The organism is Sessilibacter corallicola, from assembly GCF_021290925.1.
Classification (GTDB): domain Bacteria; phylum Pseudomonadota; class Gammaproteobacteria; order Pseudomonadales; family Cellvibrionaceae; genus Sessilibacter; species Sessilibacter corallicola.
The window spans coordinates 348,348-369,757 of sequence record NZ_JAJSLX010000002.1; the positions used below are offsets into that span (position 1 = coordinate 348,348).

17 protein-coding genes and 1 tRNA gene are annotated in these 21,410 nt (G+C 41.6%); 7 read left to right on the top strand and 11 right to left on the bottom strand.

Annotated elements, in window-relative coordinates; translation table 11 throughout:
• Window positions 1-234: 234 nt before the first annotated feature.
• The 3 genes from LU361_RS08840 (at window position 235) to LU361_RS08850 (ending at window position 1,991) form a co-directional block, all read left to right on the top strand.
• Window positions 235-311 (top strand) — tRNA-Arg (locus LU361_RS08840).
• Between the two features lie 357 nt (window positions 312-668).
• Window positions 669-941, top strand: a complete 273-nt coding sequence (locus LU361_RS08845) for a hypothetical protein (protein ID WP_233088489.1) — start codon at window positions 669-671, stop codon at window positions 939-941.
• 561 nt (window positions 942-1,502) lie between these two features.
• Entirely contained in the window at window positions 1,503-1,991 is a 489-nt protein-coding gene (locus LU361_RS08850; RefSeq protein WP_233088490.1) for a P-loop nucleotide/nucleoside kinase family protein, read from the top strand.
• A gap of 20 nt (window positions 1,992-2,011) precedes the next feature.
• Here LU361_RS08850 and LU361_RS08855 read toward each other — a convergent pair whose 3' ends face one another.
• Complete coding sequence (locus LU361_RS08855) at window positions 2,012-3,376, bottom strand: sigma-54-dependent transcriptional regulator (protein WP_233088491.1); 1,365 nt, start codon at window positions 3,374-3,376, stop codon at window positions 2,012-2,014.
• A gap of 21 nt (window positions 3,377-3,397) precedes the next feature.
• The gene (locus LU361_RS08860; RefSeq protein ID WP_233088492.1) at window positions 3,398-5,521 is read right to left on the bottom strand and encodes an ATP-binding protein; all 2,124 of its coding nucleotides are present in this window, start codon (window positions 5,519-5,521) and stop codon (window positions 3,398-3,400) included.
• Window positions 5,522-6,023: 502 nt separating this feature from the next.
• Between LU361_RS08860 and dctP the strand changes: the two genes are divergently transcribed.
• From dctP to LU361_RS08880, 4 genes are all read left to right on the top strand, one after another.
• Window positions 6,024-7,073 carry a TRAP transporter substrate-binding protein DctP gene (gene dctP, locus LU361_RS08865; protein ID WP_233088493.1) on the top strand — a complete coding sequence of 350 codons (1,050 nt, stop codon included), beginning with the start codon at window positions 6,024-6,026 and terminating at the stop codon, window positions 7,071-7,073.
• A gap of 150 nt (window positions 7,074-7,223) precedes the next feature.
• On the top strand, window positions 7,224-7,862 hold the full coding sequence (locus LU361_RS08870) for a TRAP transporter small permease subunit (protein WP_233088494.1): 639 nt from the start codon (window positions 7,224-7,226) through the stop codon (window positions 7,860-7,862).
• A 2-nt stretch (window positions 7,863-7,864) separates the two neighbouring features.
• Entirely contained in the window at window positions 7,865-9,268 is a 1,404-nt protein-coding gene (locus LU361_RS08875) for a TRAP transporter large permease (protein ID WP_233088495.1), read from the top strand.
• Between the two features lie 663 nt (window positions 9,269-9,931).
• Complete coding sequence (locus LU361_RS08880) at window positions 9,932-10,957, top strand: porin (protein WP_233088496.1); 1,026 nt, start codon at window positions 9,932-9,934, stop codon at window positions 10,955-10,957.
• A 107-nt stretch (window positions 10,958-11,064) separates the two neighbouring features.
• On the opposite strand, the gene LU361_RS08885 is transcribed toward LU361_RS08880, so the two are convergent.
• The 9 genes from LU361_RS08885 to LU361_RS08925 all read right to left on the bottom strand — a co-directional run bounded on the left by LU361_RS08885 (window position 11,065) and on the right by LU361_RS08925 (window position 21,311).
• Entirely contained in the window at window positions 11,065-11,667 is a 603-nt protein-coding gene (locus LU361_RS08885) for a hypothetical protein (protein WP_233088497.1), read from the bottom strand.
• The gene (locus tag LU361_RS08890) at window positions 11,660-12,625 is read right to left on the bottom strand and encodes a glycoside hydrolase family 19 protein (RefSeq protein WP_233088498.1); all 966 of its coding nucleotides are present in this window, start codon (window positions 12,623-12,625) and stop codon (window positions 11,660-11,662) included. Before LU361_RS08890 ends, LU361_RS08885 begins: the two co-directional genes overlap by 8 nt.
• 342 nt (window positions 12,626-12,967) lie before the next feature.
• Window positions 12,968-13,750: an IclR family transcriptional regulator gene (locus LU361_RS08895; protein WP_233088499.1), complete on the bottom strand. Its 783-nt coding sequence runs from the start codon at window positions 13,748-13,750 to the stop codon at window positions 12,968-12,970.
• A gap of 142 nt (window positions 13,751-13,892) precedes the next feature.
• Window positions 13,893-15,395, bottom strand: coding sequence for a CoA-acylating methylmalonate-semialdehyde dehydrogenase (locus LU361_RS08900; RefSeq protein ID WP_233088500.1), 1,503 nt, complete (start codon window positions 15,393-15,395; stop codon window positions 13,893-13,895).
• A 729-nt stretch (window positions 15,396-16,124) separates the two neighbouring features.
• Window positions 16,125-16,625 (bottom strand): SRPBCC family protein, encoded by a 501-nt coding sequence (locus tag LU361_RS08905; RefSeq protein WP_233088501.1) that lies wholly within the window; start codon window positions 16,623-16,625, stop codon window positions 16,125-16,127.
• Between the two features lie 240 nt (window positions 16,626-16,865).
• Window positions 16,866-17,537: a response regulator transcription factor gene (locus LU361_RS08910; protein WP_233088502.1), complete on the bottom strand. Its 672-nt coding sequence runs from the start codon at window positions 17,535-17,537 to the stop codon at window positions 16,866-16,868.
• Window positions 17,534-18,925 carry a cache domain-containing protein gene (locus LU361_RS08915; RefSeq protein WP_233088503.1) on the bottom strand — a complete coding sequence of 464 codons (1,392 nt, stop codon included), beginning with the start codon at window positions 18,923-18,925 and terminating at the stop codon, window positions 17,534-17,536. The genes LU361_RS08910 and LU361_RS08915 overlap by 4 nt, the downstream gene beginning before the upstream one ends.
• A gap of 569 nt (window positions 18,926-19,494) precedes the next feature.
• Entirely contained in the window at window positions 19,495-20,784 is a 1,290-nt protein-coding gene (locus tag LU361_RS08920; RefSeq protein ID WP_233088504.1) for a TRAP transporter large permease, read from the bottom strand.
• Window positions 20,781-21,311 (bottom strand): TRAP transporter small permease subunit, encoded by a 531-nt coding sequence (locus LU361_RS08925; RefSeq protein ID WP_233088505.1) that lies wholly within the window; start codon window positions 21,309-21,311, stop codon window positions 20,781-20,783. Before LU361_RS08925 ends, LU361_RS08920 begins: the two co-directional genes overlap by 4 nt.
• Window positions 21,312-21,410: the final 99 nt, after the last annotated feature.

Sequence of the window (21,410 nt, forward strand, 5' to 3'; positions counted from 1 at the left end):
TAAAATTCAAATAATTGGTTGGGCATTCTAAGGCGTATTCAAGAATTGTGAAAAATACCCCGAGTAGTACTGATGGAATCGCTTAACCCACTGATTTGACGGAATTTTCATCTTGTTGCTGGTTGATTGTACTGAGAAAAAATAATCTTAATTAATCTGAAAAATAGTGTTGACGACTCAGCGAATTCTATTTAATATGCGCGCCTCTTCCACAGGGAAGACAACAAAAGAAACGCACTCGTAGCTCAGCTGGATAGAGTACTCGGCTACGAACCGAGCGGTCGAAGGTTCGAATCCTTCCGAGTGCGCCATATTCGAAAGCCTAGTAAGTGATCTTACTAGGCTTTTTTCGTTATAGCACTCTCAGAAGAGTGTTCTCAATAATAGTATTCCTAGAAAAGTGTTCCCAGTAATTGTTCTCCCAGAACAGTATCCCCAATAGCAGTACTCCCTATAACAGTTCCCAATATTGTAGTTTCATATTTCCTTCGTTTTACTTGCCTTACAATTCTCAATTAAAACCGATTGCTCTCTCATTTCAACACCAGAAAATTGCAGCTTTTTTGTCTGTCATACACTAAAGCAATTATTTCACGTGCGAGTACTTCTCGCTCATTGACACTCTTCTATGGGGATTGACCGATATAACGGATGAATAAGAAGCAACTATGATTAAATACATTCAAGGAAAAATGTCGAAAGACCTCTATGTGCAGGTCTGGGAAGACAGATTAAAAGTTTCAAGCGTTGATAAAACTTTTGATGAAGAGCCTCTCATGGCGCTGAAGCCTGATAAAAAGGGCGAGTTGATTGTCGTTGCCATTGGCAACTCTGTGAAGGCACTCGTCAAATCTGAATATGAAACCATAGTGAACCCTTTTAAGCATCCACGGTTGCTGGTGCACGATTTTACTGTTGCCGAAAAAATCATCATGCATTAAGGAGCCTCTGATTAACCTCAAGATCACTCAGGCCAATCAGTTTTTTTCTGATCAAGGCGTGCTTTTGAAGGTCTAACGGGTTAAATCGAGAAAGCACAACGCAGAGCAGGAAAAAACTGGCAGGCCCCGTAGGGCGTGTCTCAAACGCACACTTGCGGCGTTGCCGTTCTTATTAAGGGCTACGGCCATTAATTACAAACGGCGCCTTGCAACTGCACGTTTGAGACCACGCTGAGTAATTTTGAGGTTAATCAGAGGCTCCTCTAGGCTAATTCACGAGAGTAAAATATTTTTACCCAGCCCGAGAGTTATTTTCCAACCTATGGAAAAACTAGAAGGTGGCGTCACAACGGTTGAAGAGCGAGTGTATAAGGAACTCTGCTTTGGAGCTGGTGCGAGAGAAGTATTCATACACACGGGTAACCCACTTTCGATTTATGATATCGATTTTAAGCAATTTAAATCTGATAATTCCGAGTAAATACGCGGTTCACAGTGAGAAGCGTTGTGTGATGAAACAAGCCTTGTTATAAAAAGGGTCCTGTCATAAAAAGTCTTGCGATGAAAATAGGAACATTAACGTTTTTCTGTGGAAAAATGGGGGCGGGCAAATCGACGGAAGCAAAAAAAATAGCCCGTGATACGAACGCCGTACTGCTTTCAGAAGACGAATGGCTGGCCTCAATTTATCCCGATAAAATAACTTCTTTAAAAGACTATCTTAAATATTCAGGTTTATTAAAGCCGCAAATAAAACAGCTAGTAGAGTCTATTTTAGCCACGGGCACACACGTGGTTATGGATTTTCCGGCCAACACTCAGTCTCAGCGCGCCTGGTTTCGTACGATAATTTCAGAAATCAACGCGCCCCATCAATTGGTTTTTATTGATGCGCCTGATGATCGGTGTCTTAAGCAAATTCAACGAAGATGCATTGAACAACCGGAAAGAGCAGCAACCGACACCGCCGAGATGTTCGCGCAAGTGACTCAATACTTTTCTGCGCCGACAGCAGACGAAGGGTTCAACGTTACAACAATCAATAAATAGCGAGTTTCAAACTTTTAACGTTATTTGTAATCACTGGTTTGTATGCCGTATTTGTTGAGCTTCTGGTTAAAGGTACGGTGTTCAATAGACAACTCTTCCAATACCTTAGAGACCTTACCTTTGTGTTCGTGCAATTTTAGTTTAATGACAGACGCTTCATAATCTTCCACCAATTGTTTTAACGGCAATGACTCCTGAGATTGATCGATAACGCGATCGTCGCTTTCGAGAGCATAATCAATATCGGAGCAATTCTTGATGGCATAACGCGTAGTGACGTTAATAAGTTCACGCACATTACCTGGCCAATCGTAATTTAATATGCGTTCGCGTGCGTAGGGCGTAATGGACCGATATTGCGTTGATAACTGCTTGCAATGCTTGATGGTAAATACTTCAAACAAATGCACAATATCATCGCTGCGATCGCGAAGCGGAGGAATTTTTACTTCCGCTACTTGTAAGCGGAAAAATAAATCTTGTCGGAAGTTAGCGTTGTTTCTTAAATCTTCTTTGGTTGCCGAAATAATACGGCAATTAATCGGAATTGATTTGTTAGAACCCACGGGAATCACTTTTTGATCCGATATCGCGCGCAACAGCTTAGCCTGAATATTCAGTGACAAGCTTTCAATTTCATCCAAAAACAATGTGCCGCCATTGGCGTATTCCAGTTTCCCTGTTCTTGCTTGTTTTGCGTCGGTAAAGGCACCTTTTACAAAACCAAATAATTCCGATTCTGCCAGTTGTTCTGGTATGGCTGCACAGTTGAGGGCGACAAAATTACCGTCTTTACGGCGGCTGTATTCGTGCAAGCAAAGCGCCGCTAACTCTTTACCAGCGCCGGTTTCTCCGTGAATCATCACCGGAATATCCATAGGCGCGAAGTCTAGAATATCGCGTTTTAAACGCCGCATAGGATGACTTTCACCAATGAGCTGGCTGTCAATGGAGTTCTCATTCAGCCTTTGTTTTTCCAGTTGTTCAACCGATAGCGTTAAACGTCGTTTGTCCACCGCTCTATTGATGGCTTCCAATAAATGATCCGCTTCAAAAGGCTTTTCGATAAAGTCGTACACGCCGTGTTTGAGAGCATCGACAGCAATAGAAACATCGCCGTAACCGGTCATTAAAATAACGGGAATTTCGGGATCGATTTTATATACACGTTTGGCAAATTCCAGGCCGTCATCATTGGGCATTCTCAAATCCGTTAAGATAACCACATTACCGCCTTTGATAATCTCCGCTTCTACTGCCGAAGGCGATTCGTATTCGTCTACCTGATTAAATCGCGTTGAAATAAGCTCTGCGGTATTGATTCTGATGTCGTAATCGTCATCAATAACGATGATTCGTGTTGGGTTCAGTGTGTTCTCAGCCATAGTTGTTCGTATTATTTTCTATTAAAGACTCGGGTTCATGAGTGGAAGTTGAATCTCGAACTTTGCGCCTTGCTCGGTATTCGTGACGGTAATGTGGCCGCGGTATTCTTGGATAATTTCATACGTAATCGCTAATCCAAGCCCCAATCCTTTACCAACTTCCTTAGTGGTAAAATAAGGATTAAACAAATTCACCTTAATTTCCTCGGGAATGCCGCCCGCGTTATCTTCAAGTGTGATTTGAACTAGATGTTTTTGTACGTCAACTCGTGTATCAATCCAGATACGTTTGTCGGCTTTATTGGCCAACGCGTCCACGGAATTTCGTACTAGGTTATTGATAACGATATCGAACTTTAAACCGTTTATACTGACCAGTGCGAGAAACTCGTCGTTAGTCAATAAAACGTCAACCTGGTTATCCGATAATAACTCTTGAGTGTTTTTTAGTGTCGATTCAAGTAGTTGACTGATACTGTTAATATCGTGAGTATTCTTATCTTGATAACTGAAGTTTTTTAACAGCGATAAAATCGACGACATATTATCGGCAATTGGGTTTAATCGGCCGATTGTTGTCGGTAGAGTGTTCCAGTCTTCGTTGCCAAACTTTGCGTTTATCACACCAATCAGGCTTTTCATTGCAGTTAACGGTTGGGAAAGCTCGTGAACAATCGTTGCAGCCATATTACCTAAGGCAACGGTTTTGTTTTTTTGTATCAGCCGTTTTTGAACTTTTTGCAGACGTTCAGTACGATCACTGATGATTCGTTCTAAATTTAAATTAACCGATTTAAGATCGTTTTCGGCCTTTTTCCTTCGCTCAATATTAATCAATGTCATTAACAGTTTGCCGTTATCTAAAGTGTCGACCTGGCAAACAGCAAACATGACTGGAATTTGTTTTTGAGTTCGCGACAGAGTTTCTGTTTCATGATAAGCGGCAACACTGATTTCATTGAGTAACAAATTATCAATGTTTGCAAAGTCTATTGGTAATAAATCGGTGATATTAATCTGCTCAAAACTTTTTTCCTCGCCAAACAGTAAATATTGCGCGTGCTTGTTCAAAGAAACCAAATTTCCGTGGCTGTCCATCGACAAAACACCAATGTGAATGTTATCTATAATACTTTGCAGTTCTTCATTTCTGCGTTGCTTGAGTTCTCGTTGGTGTTCCTGTGCCGCCTGAATTTCTCGGCGATTGTGTACGATGATGGATGTCATCATTGCTAATAATGAGACAACAACAAGAAATAATAATGTTTGATTCTTAATGTTATTGTGCGGAGTGATATACAGGACTTTCCAATGAACATCACGCAGATCGAAATCGCTAATAAGGTATAAATCCCCATCAATAAAGCCTGCCAACTGCGCAGAATCGAATACGGTCGGTAAATAAAATGATTTCTCCATTAATTCTTGTGGTTTCTGACCGGGAAACTGCTGCTCGTAGGCGACTTTTTGTTTCGACGGTTCGGTGATCGTGCCAAATGTCTTATATCGCCAATGATCATTGGAACTCAAAATCACAATGTTATCGGAATTAACCACAGCAACATTCGCTTGCGGTAACTCCCAATCTGATTCCCATTTGGACAAGCTTAATTTGACCACGGCAACACCAATGCGCTGATTATCCGCAGAATAAATCGGTGCAGAAATAAATAAACCGGGAATAAACGTGGTTGCGCCAATGGCGTAATAATATTGCTGAGTTCCGTGTTTTATGGTTTCAGAAAAGTACGGGCGGAAGTGGTAGTTGTTGCCTAAAAAGCTTTGTTGTTTATTGGCGTAATTGCTTGTTGCAACAACGTTTCCTTGTTCGTCCATCACATAAGCCACATCTACGCCAGAAGTGAGTTTTATAAAGGCGAGTTTGTCGCTGGCGTTAAAATAACTAGTACTTTTTTGGGTAAGTAGCTGAACAGTAAGAGGGTCAGCGGCGATGATTTCAGGAAGGTATTTATACTTATCAATAACGGAAATTAGCGATTGCTCATACGCAATAACCGCATTGTGGTTATCCGCAATTGTTTTCTTAATCAGGTAGGAATGGAATATAAGCCCACTGGCAATAATCGCGAAAGTAATGAACGCAATTTGCTTAATGTAGTTTCGAATTGGCTTTACCGTATTCATTTATCGTTATTGGTATTGTGTTGTATTTGATACCAGTTTACGCACTTTTCTTGCCAAGTTCATTGTTGCTTCTTAACGAGTTATTTGGTTTATGAGAAGCCCAATAACGGCTATTTTCTTGATATTTAACTTTATTGCGGGACCCTATTGCGATATAAAATAATCAGTCAATATGGGGGTGAATTTATAACTTAGTGCAAATCGGAAATTTTATTCCTATTTTTCAGTGATTAAGAAGAAAAGTTCGTATTTATTGCGGTTATCTCGGGTTTACCCCTTAAAACTGGTAGCCGAACTGCGATTACAGTTTTGGCACGTAAACTGCCATTAAGGGTTTATCCGTCATTGAGCGAACGTAAAATTACACGAATTAAGATTCGGTTATTTGAGCTTAACGATAGAATCGAATTCGTAATAACAACTCAAGTGTGTACAGTATTTGTACATGTCTTGAAGATAATCAAAGATAAAATCTCTCTATAACAACAACTAGGAGAAGACAATGATTACCAAACTTAAATCAGTTGCATTGGGGCTGTCGCTTACATTGGCGAGTGGATCTGTGTTGGCCGCAACAGAGTGGAGCGTTTCTCTGTGGAGTAAACGCCGTGCTTTTACTGAGCACGTTGAGAAACTGGCGGAGTTGGTCTCAGAAAAAACCAACGGAGAGTTCAAGCTCAATATCTCTTACGGCGGCTTATCGAAAAATAAAGAGAATTTAGACGGAATCGCTATCGGCGCATTTGAAATGGCTCAGTTCTGTTCTTTTTATCATAAAGATAAAAATCCATCGATTACTGTGACTGAATTGCCTTTCTCAAAAAACCTCTCCTTGCAAGACATCAGTGATATATCCTTAAAAATCTATCAACATCCTATTGTTAAAAAAGATCTAGCCCGCTGGGATGCCACTTTGCTGATGCCGTCGCCACTGCCTCAGTACAACATCATTGGTGTCGGCGACACGCCAGAAAGCCTCGCTGAGTTCAAAGGGCGTCGCTTGCGCGGTCCAGGTGGTATTACCAACGTAATGAGTAAGCTCGGAGCGGTGAAAACCGGCGTGGCGGCTAACGAAGTACGTCAAGCGCTGGATGCCGGTGTTATCGATACCGTTGCTTTCGCACCCCACGCACACATGGCGTTTGGCTCTATTCAGGTGGGCAAGTGGGCGACAACCAATCTGAATCTTGGTACTGGTGAATGCCCGGTTGTGGTCAATACTCTTGCGTTAGAGTCGTTGAAACCTGAATTCCATAAAGCGTTAATGGACTCGGTGCCTGAGGCGTTAGAGTATTACATCAATAATTACGAAAATAATGTGGTGGGTAAGTACGAAGCATTGCTTGAAGAAAAGGGAATTACAAAAGTTAACTTCTCTAAAGAGCAAACGCTAGAATTGCAAGCGCTGTCAGAAGATGTCCGCCAACAATGGATCAAAGATAATTCTAAACGATTCAAAGCAAAAGAATTGTTTGAATACATGCAATCGTTGGTTTCTGAAAAACACATGGAATCCCGTGTTGCAGAATACAAGCAGATTTCTGCATTCTAAAAATACGCTTAAATCCTAATTTTTACCCCTAGTTGTTGAATCTTTTTATTGCCGATCTTTACCAGCGTGTTCTGATTTAAATTGTCAGAATCGCTTTTAAAGACTGGCAAGGGATTCTCTGTTCCTTTTAATTTGAATGTGGTGAGGCCTATGTCTGGGGCATCCGTAATCGTTGAAGATCAATCACTGGTCAGTCGGTTGGATCGAATTTTCTTAAAGCTGGAAGCATTTCTTAATTTAATCGGCGGTCTGGCCATATTTTTAATTGTGTTACTGGCGGTTGCAAACATTTTGGGAAGAAAACTGTTTGATACACCGGTAAACGGATACATCGATTGGATGGAACAGTTCATGGCGTTCTTCGCGTTTTTGGGCATTTCTTATTGCCAACGCTTTGGTGGTCATATTCGAATGGATATTGTCGTCGGAAAATTGTCTCGCCGATGGTTGTGGTTAACAGAAGCTTTCTCTTGTCTGCTTATGTTTGGTATTTCGTTAATTTTAGTGTTTGGTGCTTACAGTCACTTTGAACGTGCTTACGTCAACGGTGATAGCTCATTTGATATTGGCTTGCCGACTTGGCCTTCAAAATTAGTTGTACCAGTGATGTTAGCCATTTTGTGTTTACGTTTGCTGTTAAACATTTGGGGATACTTAAGAGCGTTTTATTTTAATTTAGAAAAACCGGCCGCAGTCCCGATGATTCAGAGTGCGAGTGAACAGGCCATCCACGAGACGGATGGTTTAACCGATAACAATAACGACAGTGACAAAAATACAAAGGTGTAACCATGATTGAGGCATTTTTATCGGTTGAGCCTATCGAAATGGGCATCTGGATCACGGCATTTATGCTGTTGATGGTGGTTGCGGGAATGCGCGTGGCGTTTGCTGCGGCTATCGCTGGTTTCTTGGGATTGCTCTGGTATTTCACGGCAAAGTTTGGATTTGAGCGAGCATTTGGTGTTGCGGTGAAAATGGCGGGCACCATTCCTCACTCCAAGGTTTCGTCTTCGGCGTTGTCGTTAATTCCGGTGTTTATTTTAATTGGATTTTTAGCCTATTACGCAGGCTTAACCAAAGCTCTGTTCGAGGCAGCCAAACGCTGGTTGGGTTGGTTGCCCGGTGGCATGGCTGTGGCAACGGTATTTTCTACCGCGGGATTTGCGGCAGTATCCGGTGCGTCGGTGGCTACCTCAGCCGTCTTTGCACGCATTGCGATTCCAGAAATGCTAAAACTCGGCTACGACAAACGCTTCGCCGGAGGCGTGACCGCCGCTGGTGGCACATTGGCGTCACTGATTCCGCCGTCGGCCATTTTGGTCATCTACGCGATTATCGTTGAGCAAGACGTCGGTGCGTTATTGATGGCGGGTTTTATTCCTGGTGTGGTCTCGGCGTTAATTTACGGCGCACTGGTGGTGGGTTTGGCAATGATGAATCCAAAGTTTGGTCCGCCCATTAAAGGCTACAGTTTGTCTGAAAAAATGAAGTCGTTGCCGCCAACCTTACCAATCTTTTTTGTTGTCGCCATTATTATCTTCAGTGTTTACGGCGGTTGGGGAACGCCCACAGAAGCCGGATCGTTGGGTGCCTTTGTTGTATTTATCATGGCCGTTATCAACGGCATGAAGTGGCACAATTTTCGAGATGCCGTGATGGAAGCGGGCAAACTAACGGTCATGATCTTCACGATTATCTGGGGCGTTTTATTGTACGTACGATTTCTTGGTTTCGTGGATTTACCCAGAGAGTTTTCCGATTGGATTGGTGGGTTAGAACAAAATCCGTTTATTACCTTACTGTTTATCTTATTGGCTTACGCGGTGCTCGGTATGTTTATGGATGCCATTGGAATGTTGCTTCTAACATTACCTGTGGTGTTTCCGGCAATTATTGCCTTGAACGGTGGACCCGATGTAACCGCTGCCGAATCAGCATTCGGCGTATCTGGTACGGGGTGTGCCATTTGGTTTGGAATTATCGTTGTTAAAATGGCCGAATTTTGCTTAATAACGCCACCCATTGGACTTAATTGTTTTGTGGTTGCTGGTGTTCGACCAGATTTATCCGTCCAGGATGTGTTTCGTGGTGTGACTCCATTTTTTATTGCCGATGTCATTACCATTGCTGTGTTGATTGCCTTTCCGGCGATTGTGCTTTGGTTGCCTAAATTAACAATGGGTATACAATAAATTCATGTGATCCAACCAAAAACACTTGTCGTAACAAAGGTTGGTAGTGAAAGACACAATCCTGAAACTTTGAATTTTTGATAAACACTGAGTCGTGATATGCGATTACCTCCGGTGGGTCCTAAGCCTCCATCGGAGGTTTTTTTATGTCTGGAGTAAATGCTCTGCGTTCTTGTCATATTAGAGTTTTTTTGAAGTACAGAAAATTTATTCGCTTTTTCATCTTGAGTAAGAATTTATTTTCTTATTTTGTCTTCTTTTTTTCTCCTCTTTTGAGACGCTTCTGCAGTTTTTAAATCAAGTTAAGTCATTGTTAATCGCCGTGTTGAAATATGACAAGGTAAAGTTGTCGATTTGACGGTATCAAAAAAATTTTCGATAGTACTTTTAAAGATTCGAAAAAAGTACGGTTGATTGTTCGGAAATTCTTGCTAATCAATAATTTATGTCACCTCTTTGTATTCCTGGGCATAGCCTATGCATTGTTGTGACCGATCGTCACAGTGCAAGCTTACCAAGAATTAGTACTTACAAATTTAAGCTGTTAAATCAAATGTCTAACAGCTTAAGCCTTTTGAGACAGTTTGTGCCGTGAATAAATTTCTTCGTAAATTTTAAGACGATTAAAACCATTCTAATAATAATTGATTAAGGTGAGATCTCATGAATCACAAATTGCCAATCGTATTCTCTTCGTTGTTGTTTGCGGCTAGTTTTGCCAGTGCCGAAATTGCCATTGAAGACTCCTGGGGAAAAGCACAATTTTACGGCAGCATTCGAGTCTTAATTACCGATGAAAATTCAACCCCGTCTGAAGAGGCAAATGGCATTGATCGTCAAACCGATATTGCAGACGGCATTTCCCGTATCGGCCTGCGAGGTTATGTTAATTTAACCGATGGTTGGCAGGGCGTGTACCGCCTTGAAGGACGAGTTCTGGCTGACTCCGGGGAGATACTCAGTGAAGATAACGACTTTCATCGACGTGTTACTTACATTGGTATGAAACATCAGGATGTTGGTGAATTCAGAATCGGAAAGCAATTTTCACCACATTATTTGTGGACCATATTACCCATAGACATCACATTGCATAACCCAAGACATTACAATATTCGATGGAATGCCTCCGAAAACTCGTCCATCCGTGAAGCCAATTCTGTGGCTTATTTTTCCCCAAAACTGGGCGGGTTTAGCGTAGCCGCACTGGCTGAAATCGACGGTAATGACTCTGAGTCATCGGGTGTTGATAGCTACAACTTAGCGGCAAAATACAACAATGGACCTTGGCAAGTTGGTGTATCTTATTTTGATCGTGCCGACGATATTCGAATCAATGGCGCCGAACGCCCTGACGCAGAAACCTTCGCTGCAACCGTGCAATATAAAAAAGGCGTTCACAAAGCCGTGATTCGTTACCAAGATGAAGACATCGTCGACGATACAGAATTCACCACTATTGGCGGTTATTATTCTTATCAATTTGCAAAAGCCGGAATTGAAGCTCAAGCAAGAATTTATAATTTAGATAATGGTGTGATCGATGGTAATCAAATAGCGGTTGGTATTACTCGAAAATTTGGTAAGCGTGGCCAATTATTTCTAGAGTATGTTGATTACGATGAAGAAGCTGCAATTTTGCGTGGGCGAGGTGACGATGTTACCGCCGGTCTACGAATTGATTTTTAGTTTATTACTGAAAGAGTAATATTCGCCTCTGAGATTTATAAAGAATCTCAGAGGCTTACAAAGAGTGTAGACTTAACTTTAATATTTAATGAGTTTGTTGAAAATTTTCAGTTTTTGATGATTGGCCATGATTCAACCGTTACGCCGTTGTAACAATCGTGATCTCCCTTAGCTTGGTGTAGCTTTACAAGGTTTGAAGCCAAAATGCTTGAAATTGCATAATATCCGTGATATCCGCACATCCCTGTGGCTGAAGATAAGTTGATGATTTCCAGTTGAGTATCGTTGCTTTGTTTGTTAATCGATCCCCAGATCAGCTGCTTAGAGTGAAAATCCCACGTGTTTTGGTATTGTGGTATTTCAAAAGTAACATTTCTTATTTGTTTTTTTTCTGAATCAATCAGATACACATAGTATGCATCCTGATAGGAGCCTAATTTGCAGGTAAGGGTGAGTAGAAAATGATTCTTGTCAATCGATATTTTTTCTTTTAATCGAAGTTCACTTTCGTTACTTAGGTTGTCACAATCATTTGCAATATTAAGTTCCTTTCTCCAATCACTTGAATTTAGATTAATCCACTTGTCTGGTAAATCTTTGAATTTATGTAAGTTTTCTGGTTTAGAGTTATCAGTTTCTAAACTGTTTACTGAACATGAATAAATTGTCAATGCTGTAAGTAGGACAAGGAATATCTTTATTCTAAGCATAGCTGTTATACTTACCTTGGTTGATAGTGCGATATATGTATTTAGATAATGAGGCAAATAATAGTGATTCGAACATTATTGCATCATTTGCAATCTCAGTCGCGTGGTCTTGTCCGTTAATGATCCATCGTGCTCCTATGTAATCAGCTTTTTTGCCTGAGATGAATTGAGGTAGGCTGGCTTTAGCAAATAATCCTTTTCTCATCCCTACGGACATTATTTTGTACGCTACGTCATGATCTAATACCTTATCGGGGTTTATGTAGAGATTGTTTCCAACTCCAAGTTCATTCCCTAGTTTTTTATAATTATAATCCCACGTTAACTGAACATATCCCCTACCATAGTAAATATTCTTTTTACTAATTTTAGTGGCTGGGTCAGTCACGTCTATTTCTTTACCATACAAGTGTCTTTTCCCGAGTCCCCATTCTTTTATAGGTTGCCAAGTAGCACCACATTCTCTTTTTACTGTTGCTAGCATATACGCAACCCATCGAATATCAGTTATGGCAGTATCGTTCATTAAGCTCGTTAATAATCGCTTTAGATACTGTTTGTTGCGTTCTCTAGGAAATTGTTTGTAGTACAGATTTATAAATAAGCTGATGTCTATTTTATTCTTTTGGTTTATATAAGCGAGTGTTATATGTTCAATTTTATAGTTTGAAGAAAGGTGTGCTTGAAGGCTTTTATGTGTGTTTTTGCCTACAGAGACTAATCCGTCTGGAGAGGATATTTTCATAACCTCTTTTTGAAATGCTTTAATTTGTATATAAGTTTTTTCTCCATAGAATCCATCTGCAGTAAGCAATTTTTTACCTGGATACATTTTGCTGCAGCCGTTGATTAATCTTTGTATTGTGAGGACATCAAGGGGGAGATTTTTTCCGTTCTTACCCACGCTATAATTTAAAAAGCTGAGATTAACTAAATTTGCCTTGCTAATACTTGTCATTTTCGACACCTCCATGTGTAATAAACTAAATTTTGTGAAGGCAGAAATTTAACATATTGTATACAGTTGTATGAAGTAGAGGTTCTGTTAATTATTAATAAAAAGTTGAGTGTTAATCGATTTTTTACTATTTAATGACTGCTTAATAAACTTAAGTGCCAATTTCATCATGTAAATTTGTAGCAGAATATACGGTTGGGACATTAATCAAGAAAATATTGTATAAAAAATACGATGTTTTTTAGAGAGGTTTTCATGTTCTCATTTCAGCTATATACCTTAAAAGTTTATAAACTATGATTTTCCTGCTATGTAAGAATCATAATTAAGTTTAGAAATAACTTACTCAATACACCCACTTTCTTGCTCCTCAAGTATCGCGGTTATTTTTCCTGCGGCTCTCAATAAATGTGGTGCGTACAATAAAAGATCGTCCATGGATTTTCTGATTACGGGTGCGTGGCAAAAAAGTGCGGCGTGAAATTTTCCGTGTACGTTAATTGCCACTGAACAGGCGACCATGCCATCGATAAATTCTTCGTTATCAAGACCAATGCCTGAATCACGAATGTGCATGATTTCGTCGAATAACTGTTGTTTATCGATAATTGTATTTCGTGCGCGCTTGGTCAGTGGAATATTGTCAATTAAACGTTTTAATTTGGGAACGGGCATTTGGCTCATATAAAGCTTGCCGCCGGATGTACAGCTGATCGGCACTCGACTGCCAATGGGCAAATACACTTGCAGCGGCCAGTTGGCCTGTACTCGATCGTAATAAATCATTTCTGTGCCATCTGGCAGGGAGATTCCGCAGGTTTCATCAATTTCTAAGGTGAGGTTTTCTAAAATTGCTCGACGCTGATCTTTTAAATTAGAAGATTGCAGAATGCCTAAAGCGATGTTGTTGAGTCGTTTTGCCGCTACTAAATTACCGCGCATGTTGGTTTGAATATAACCTTCATTTTCTAAGGTTTGCACCAGGCGATGAGCTGATGCTTTGGGAATTTCTAATTCAAACGCAACGTCGGTTGCTGACATGGGGCGTTCCGCAAGTGCGATTGTTTCGAGCATTTCGAGTACTCGAATAATGGATGAGCCTTTTTCGCGGGGAGTTTGTGGCATGGATTAACAACGTCGTCCGTATTGTTTTATTTTATTGTTGATTAATGATGCTCCTATATTCAAACGGAGGTTTATTCTTATTAAAAACTACCTATTAAGTTCGCAGTTAATAAGAAATAAACCTCGGCCTGATATCCAGTAATTATTTCATAGTTGGCATCGAAAAGTCAGCGCCAGCGCGAATACCGGTTGGCCAACGTTTGGTGATGGTTTTCATGCGAGTGAAGAAGCGAATGCCATCGGGGCCATGCATGTGCAATGGGCCGAAAATAGAACGTTTCCAGCCGCCAAAACAATGGAACGCCATTGGCACTGGAATCGGCACATTAATACCGACCATACCCACTTTTACGTTTTCTTCGAATTGGCGAGCGGTATCGCCGTCACGTGTAAACAAAGAGGTGCCATTGCCAAATTCGTGATCGTTGACGAGCTTAAGAGCTTCATCAAAAGAATCGACGCGGACAACACAAAGCACAGGGCCAAAAATTTCTTCGTTGTAAATGCGCATATCGGCGGTGACTTTGTCGAATAACGTTGGGCCGACAAAATAGCCATTATCACATCCAGCAACTTTGACGCCGCGACCATCGGTAATTAATTCGGCGCCTTCTTCAATGCCTAAATTAATGTACGAAAGTACTTTTTCTTGATGTTGCTTGGTTACCACCGGTCCCATGTCGGGTTCAGGACTAACGCCAGTGCCTGGTCCGATTTTCATTTGAGCAATTTCAGTTTTTAGGCTTTCAATTAAATGATCGGCAACGTCATTGCCAACACACACAGCTACGGAAATTGCCATGCAGCGTTCGCCAGCGGATCCATAAGCGGAGCCAATCAGCGATTTAACCACTTGCTCGGGCTCAGCGTCTGGCATGATGACCATGTGATTTTTGGCACCACCGAGCGCTTGGCAGCGCTTGCCGTGGGCAGACGCGGTGGAATAGATGTATTCGGCAATGGGGGTTGAGCCCACAAAACTGACGGCTTGTACGCGTTCGTCGGTGAGCAGGGTATCCACAGATTCTTTGTCGCCGTTTACAACGTTAAATACGCCTTCGGGTAACCCAGATTCAGCGAGCAGTTCGGCTAAGAACAGTGGTGCACTCGGATCTTTTTCTGATGGCTTCATGACGAAGGTATTACCGCAAGCAATGGCAACAGGGAACATCCACATGGGCACCATCACTGGAAAGTTAAACGGTGAAATACCGGCGCACACGCCGAGAGGTTGCATGAGGGTGTGGGAATCGATTTCTCGGCCCACATTGAGAGAATATTCGCCTTTGTTGGCGTGTGGGATGCCACAGGCGAACTCAACCACTTCCAGACCGCGAGTGATTTCTCCCTGAGCGTCGGAAAACACTTTGCCGTGCTCAAGAGAAATTAATTCAGCCAGTTTGTCGCGGTTTTCTTCTACCAGCGCTTTAAATTTAAAAAGAACACGCGCGCGAATTACCGCCGGAGTTTTAGACCATTCGGGGAAGGCAGCTTCAGCAGCGGCGATGGCGGTTTTGGTTTCTTCTACGGTTGATAAGGTAACTTGCGCGCGCTGTTCGCCGGTGGCTGGATTGAATACCGGAAAGGTTCGATCAGAGGCACTGGCGACAGCGCTGTTGTTAATAAAATTTCCTAGGACTTTCATTAAATTACTCCTGTTTCCAAACACGTTGGAAGCGTTCATTATTTCGGGAATAGTCACTGTATTTTGGGAGAAGCCACTATTCTCGGTTTATTGTTCTGTTTTCCGTATTAAGTTGTCGAAAATTCGATTTTCGTCAACTGAAATTATTTAAGGCTCTGTATTGCTCGTTCTTTTTATTTACTTGAGTTCCTGGAGCAGATGCTCTCATTGAACTTAACGTTAATTTAAAATTGGCTAGGGCGGCAACTGGCATAAATCCAATATCACAGCAGAGAGTTTTTTACCGTTTTTAGCATGATCAATGCTTGAGAAGCACGTGATGGTTGGGCCCATTTCTGCATCAGTGTATGAGCATTGGCGCTTGTGTGTGTAGCGCTTGAACCGTTTATTGTTCATGTGTGAATAGGTTGTATAAACGGAGGTGGTCGAGCACCGCTTGGCAGGTCTCGATGGGCAGAGTTTTTGGCAGAATAAGTTGGCGGATCATAAGCAGTTCGTTATTTTTATTAAATGAAACTTCAAATCCCGCTATTGTTTTACTCTCGCGGTTTTGGTTTGTCAATTAGTTACTATAATGAAACCTGATCTCTCAATATTGATCTATTTCTAATAGATTCAGCCATATTGAAAGGGCAGCGAGTACCCTAGAGTCTGAAAGAGAAACTTATTGATAGTTGGATAAACTAGTTGGAAAGCGTTAGTTGGAAGAAAGCTGTGGAAAAGAATTGCTTAAGGCTCAGAAGCTTCCGCTAGAGATTTCATTTTGTTCATAACAAGAACAATGTCTTTCTTAAAAGGCCCCTCAAGAATCAGCGTAAAAAGCCCCGCCATAGAGCCTTGAAACACCACTTCATGGGTAAAGATGGTTTCCTCAGTTTCCGATGGCTCAAAGTAGCGTTTCAGCAGCACTGTTTGCCCCAGTGGCAGCTTCAAAACCTCTTCAAACGATACACCAGTATCGATGTTCTGTAAGACAAACTTTGTCCGAGACGGCGTGCCTTTGCCTTTTAAATAGCCGACTGCGCCATTTTCGAATTCGTAACCCTGTTCGAGGTTCGAGTAAATCAGTCGCTCATCGAATGACTTCCAGTTGTCTACATCTTCCCACAAACCCCAAATAGTGGCTTTTGATGCTTGGGTTTTAACCGATAACTTAAAGGCGTATCCGTCTAAATCGACGATGTCATCACGGCTGGCTTCATTCGATGCTGCACTGATCGAAAAACTCATAGGAATCACTAAGCTGAGGGCGATAAGAAAATGCCGAATCATTGGGTTTGGTCTACGTTGGTTTTACTGAGGTTCGAGCAATTGTAGCAAGTTCTCGGTTACTGCTGGGGGAAGGGAGCTGCGTTGTGATCGAATGAATAGATTTTTGAAGCTGATAAACCAACCGAAGCGCAACATGGGCAATGATTAATTGGGGGAATTACCACACCCATGCGCTGGTTGTTTTCTAGGGATACACGACTATTTTTTGTAAACGCCAATGCCGTTATCAATTGCGTAGCGAATTAATCCCGCAGAATTATTAATGCCTAACTTTTGCTTGATTTTAAGTCGGTGCGCCTCAACGGTGCGAACGGAAATATCCATTTTTCGGGCAATCTCTTTATTGCCCAAGCCTTCGGTTAAGTGGGTCAGAACATCGGTTTCGCGCGCAGAAAGACCGGCTTTATTGCTATTTTCATTGGTCGGAGTTTCGGTGAATTCGCTGAAAAGAGTTTTAGCAACACTGGAGCTGAAATAAGTGCCCCCTTGATTGACTGTTTGAACCGCTAAAATAATTTCTTCGGTGGGCGCGTCTTTTAAAACGTAGCCAGACGCACCGGCCTGAATAACTCGCGTTATGTATTCACGGTTATCGTGCATGGTAACGATGAGCAAGCCGACGTTGGGAAATTTTTCCCGGATTTTTTGGCAGGCTTCAAGGCCGTTCATTTCGGGCATGGAAATATCTAACAACACAACATCGGGTGATAGTCGCTCGGTTTCTTGGAGAGCTTCCAAACCGTTGCTAACGTCGGCGAGAACTTCAATGTGCTTGTCACTTTCAAGACTTACTTTCAGTCCGTCGCGAACCATAGGATGATCGTCGGCGATAATAATTTGAATGGGAACACGAGCGCTTTCTTGATTCATATATTAATTACTTCAGAAGATAATGTGGATTCGTCGGCGACGGGTTTGGGGTTTAATTCAAAAACGGCTTTTAAAACGGTACCGCCGTCGGTTTTGCTCGCCAGGGTGAACTTTCCGCCGAGCAATTCAACGCGTTCGCGCATATTAATAATACCAATACCTTGGTTTTGCCGTTTTGTCGAAAACCCGCATCCGTTATCACAGAGTTTTAATTGTAAATTGTTGGTGTAGCTTTTGATGCTAATCGTCAGTGTGGTTGCTTTAGCATGCTTGCGAATATTGGTAATGGCTTCTTGAATCACTCGATACACCGTCATTTCTACGGCGTCGGGTAAACGCTGTTTCGGCAATTGAATTTTGCGATTCACATTCACGTCTGACTGTTCTTCTAACTCGTCGAGTAATTCATGAATTGCAGATTCCAGTCCTAAGTCATCGAGCATAATAGGACGCAAATTTTTTGAAATACGTCGGACTTCTTGAATCGCGGTATTCAATTGATTTTCGGCTTTTTCCAAGTGTTCAACCGAATCGGGCTCGCCCCATTTTTTCTCGGCGATATTCAACCACAATTTAGTCGACACTAATAATTGATTGATACCGTCGTGAAGTTCGCGGGAAAAACCTCTGCGTTGAATGACTTGAAAGGTAATAAACCGATTAGCCAATTCTTGTAAACGTTTATCGGCCAGCTGAGCGGTGTGCGTGTTGACAACAATAACAATAACCACAACCAGCGCGAGTGTAATTAACAATAAAAAAGTAGCGGCTAAAAAACTGCTGCGTACATTAGCAGAAACTTTTTCTTCCATAATGGTTACGTCGGCGGCGATATTATCAACGTAAAGGCCGGTTCCCATCATCCAGTTCAATTCAGGAATAATGACAACGTAACTGAGTTTATGGCGTTCGGATTTTACCGTAGGTTTTTTCCAAATGTATCTGTGAAAACCGCCGCCATTATTGGCAACTTGCAATAATTCTTGAATAACGTACTGACCGGTTTCATCTTGAAAATCTATAAGGTTTTGACCTTCTAGCTCAGGCTGAGTGGCGTGAACGAGGTTAACGCCATTTTGATCGTACACGAAAAAATAACCGTCTGAGTCATAGACCAAACCGCGCAATGTATCTTTGATTTTGTATTCGGCGATGGATTTTTCTAACCCTAACTCCAACTCTTCTAAGATAGGGTCGATGGAGTTCATCGCGAGAGTAACGTAATTTTCCAGCGACTTATGTTTGTCGGTAATTAACGTTTCTTCAAAAATTTCCGCTTGTTGCTGCGAGAGCGTTTTCGCTTGTTGTTGATAAACCCAACTGATCGCAATGGAAAGTAGGATGAGCGGCAGGATCGATACCAGCAGTATTTTGGCTTTTAGTGGCATTAGAAATCCACCTCGTGTTGCTTGCTTTTATTTGAATTATTGTAATTTGGGGTAATTTTTCCCCAATAGTAGATAGTATTGGGATAATTGAGAAGAAAAAATTTTATCTAGCAAACTTATTAGATCAATATTTAACAGTCTTTTCTTATTTTCATTCGCTTTTCATTGATCAATATAGACGAATTTTACCCGTTAATATTGGCGGCTGCTCAGTCGCTATTGCTAAGAAAAACTCTGCGTTTTTTTGCTGCTTTACGGGTTATATGCTTTGTTATTAGTAATCTTATTTTTAGGCAATTATGTTATTAAGTGTTGAGGAGCGTGTGTAACTCGGCGTGATTTTGTAATACGAGGGTTGTTTCGTTAGCGAAGGTTTAGTTCATTTTTGGAAAAACAGAAGTTCTAGAACAGAAATAAAAAAGGCCCCAGAAACTGCGGGGCCAAAAGGTCTATAAATAACCAACGAACGATAATCCAATAAAGTAACTTTGATCTTTTTTTGGTCTCTGGTAAATAAGACTTTGATCTAAAACAAATACGAAAATCTATCAGTCTATTCGTATTTACTCTTAAACCAATCCGTAGAAGCCCGGGAATACCATGATTGAAACCAATACTGCTACTTGCATTAAGATAAACGGAATAATTCCGCGATAAATCTGTGTCGTTTTAATCTCAGGCGGTGCGACCCCTTTCAGATAGAATAGGGCAAAACCAAACGGTGGTGTCAGGAACGACGTTTGTAAGTTCATGGCAATTAAGATGGCAAACCACAGTGGTGCAATACCTAAGGCATCGGCAACTGGCGCCAAAATTGGCACGATAATGAAGCTGATTTCAACGAAATCGATGAAGAAGCCGAGAATCAAAATTGCAATCATTGATAGAACAAGGAAGCCCGTTGCACCGCCAGGTAAGTTGGTCAACACTTCTTCAACAATGTAATCACCGCCGGTGTAGGTAAAGGCCATCGAGAAAGCGGTTGCGCCAAGTAAAATAGCAAAAACCATCGCCGAAATTTTTACGGTTTCTTGTGCTGATTCGTACACCATTTTCCAGCTGAATTGGCCGTAAACTGCCGCAAGAACCAAGGCACCAATACCACCCAAGGCAGAAGATTCAGTCGGTGTTGCAATACCGGCAAAAATCGAACCCAATACAATCAAAATTAACGCAAGCGGTGGAATAATCGCTTTTAATGCGCGAACGTATTGTTCGTGTTTGTGCTCGATATCTTCATCAACGGGAAGTGCCGGTGCAGCTTCTGGCTTGATGTAGGTGTAAATTAAAATATAAGCAACATAAACACCGATCAGCAATAAACCTGGGCCAATTGCTGCTTGGAATAAGTCACCTACTGGAATACCCAGTACATCACCTAAAATAATCAAAATGATTGACGGTGGAATAATTTGACCGAGAGTACCAGATGCGCAAATGGTGCCGCAGGCAAGAGATTTGTCGTATTTATACTTCAACATAACTGGCAGAGAAATTAATCCCATTGCCACAACAGAAGCACCTACAACACCGGTTGAGGCTGCGAGTAAAGCACCAACCAATACCGTAGAAATTGCCAAACCGCCGCGAATACCGCCAAACAATTTACCCATAGATTCAAGTAATTGTTCAGCCAATTTGGTTTTTTGAAGCACGATACCCATAAAGATAAACAGTGGTACGGCCATTAAAACCACGTTTTCCATAATGCTTTGCACACGGAAAGGCATAAACGCAAACATCTCTGGCCCTTCGGCAATAATTCCGAAAATAAGGGCAATACCGCCGAAGGTGAAGGCTACCGGAAATCCGAATAGCAACATCAGCAAGGCGACAACAAACATAATAATACCGATCATAGCGTCACCTGCGGATTATTGTGGTTCTTATTATTTCTTAATTCATTGATTCGGCCGAGGATCAGTCCTAAACCTGCAATTGCCGTGGCAAAGAAAGCAAACGGAATGACTGCTTTAATAATCCAACGGTAGGGAAGGCCGCCTGGATCGCCAGAACCTTCGCCAAGCTCGAAAGCTTCTCTTGCGAAGCCAACACCGTAGTAACCTACCAGTGCGCAGAACGGAATTAATAAAATGAGTCCGCCAAAAATATCAATCCAACATTGAATCTTGTTAGACATTCGTTCGTAAACGAGATCAACTCGCACGTGTCCGCCAGCGGTTAGGGTGTAAGGTACGCCTAACATAAACATTGACGAAAATAGGTGCCATTCCATTTCTTGCATGCCGATCGAAACGTCGTTAAAAACGTAACGCATAACAACGTCGACAAATACGTTGATCAGCATCAGTACAAATAAAATGGCCGAAATTTTACCGAGCAGTTCCGAGAACCCGTTCAGCATTTGTTCGGCTTTAACTAGCATAACGTCTCCTGTAGCGCGAGAAGCGTTTTTCTATATTTATAGATTTATAGAGTGAGCTTTATTGCTTTTGAAATTGTGTACGCTCTTATTATTGTTATT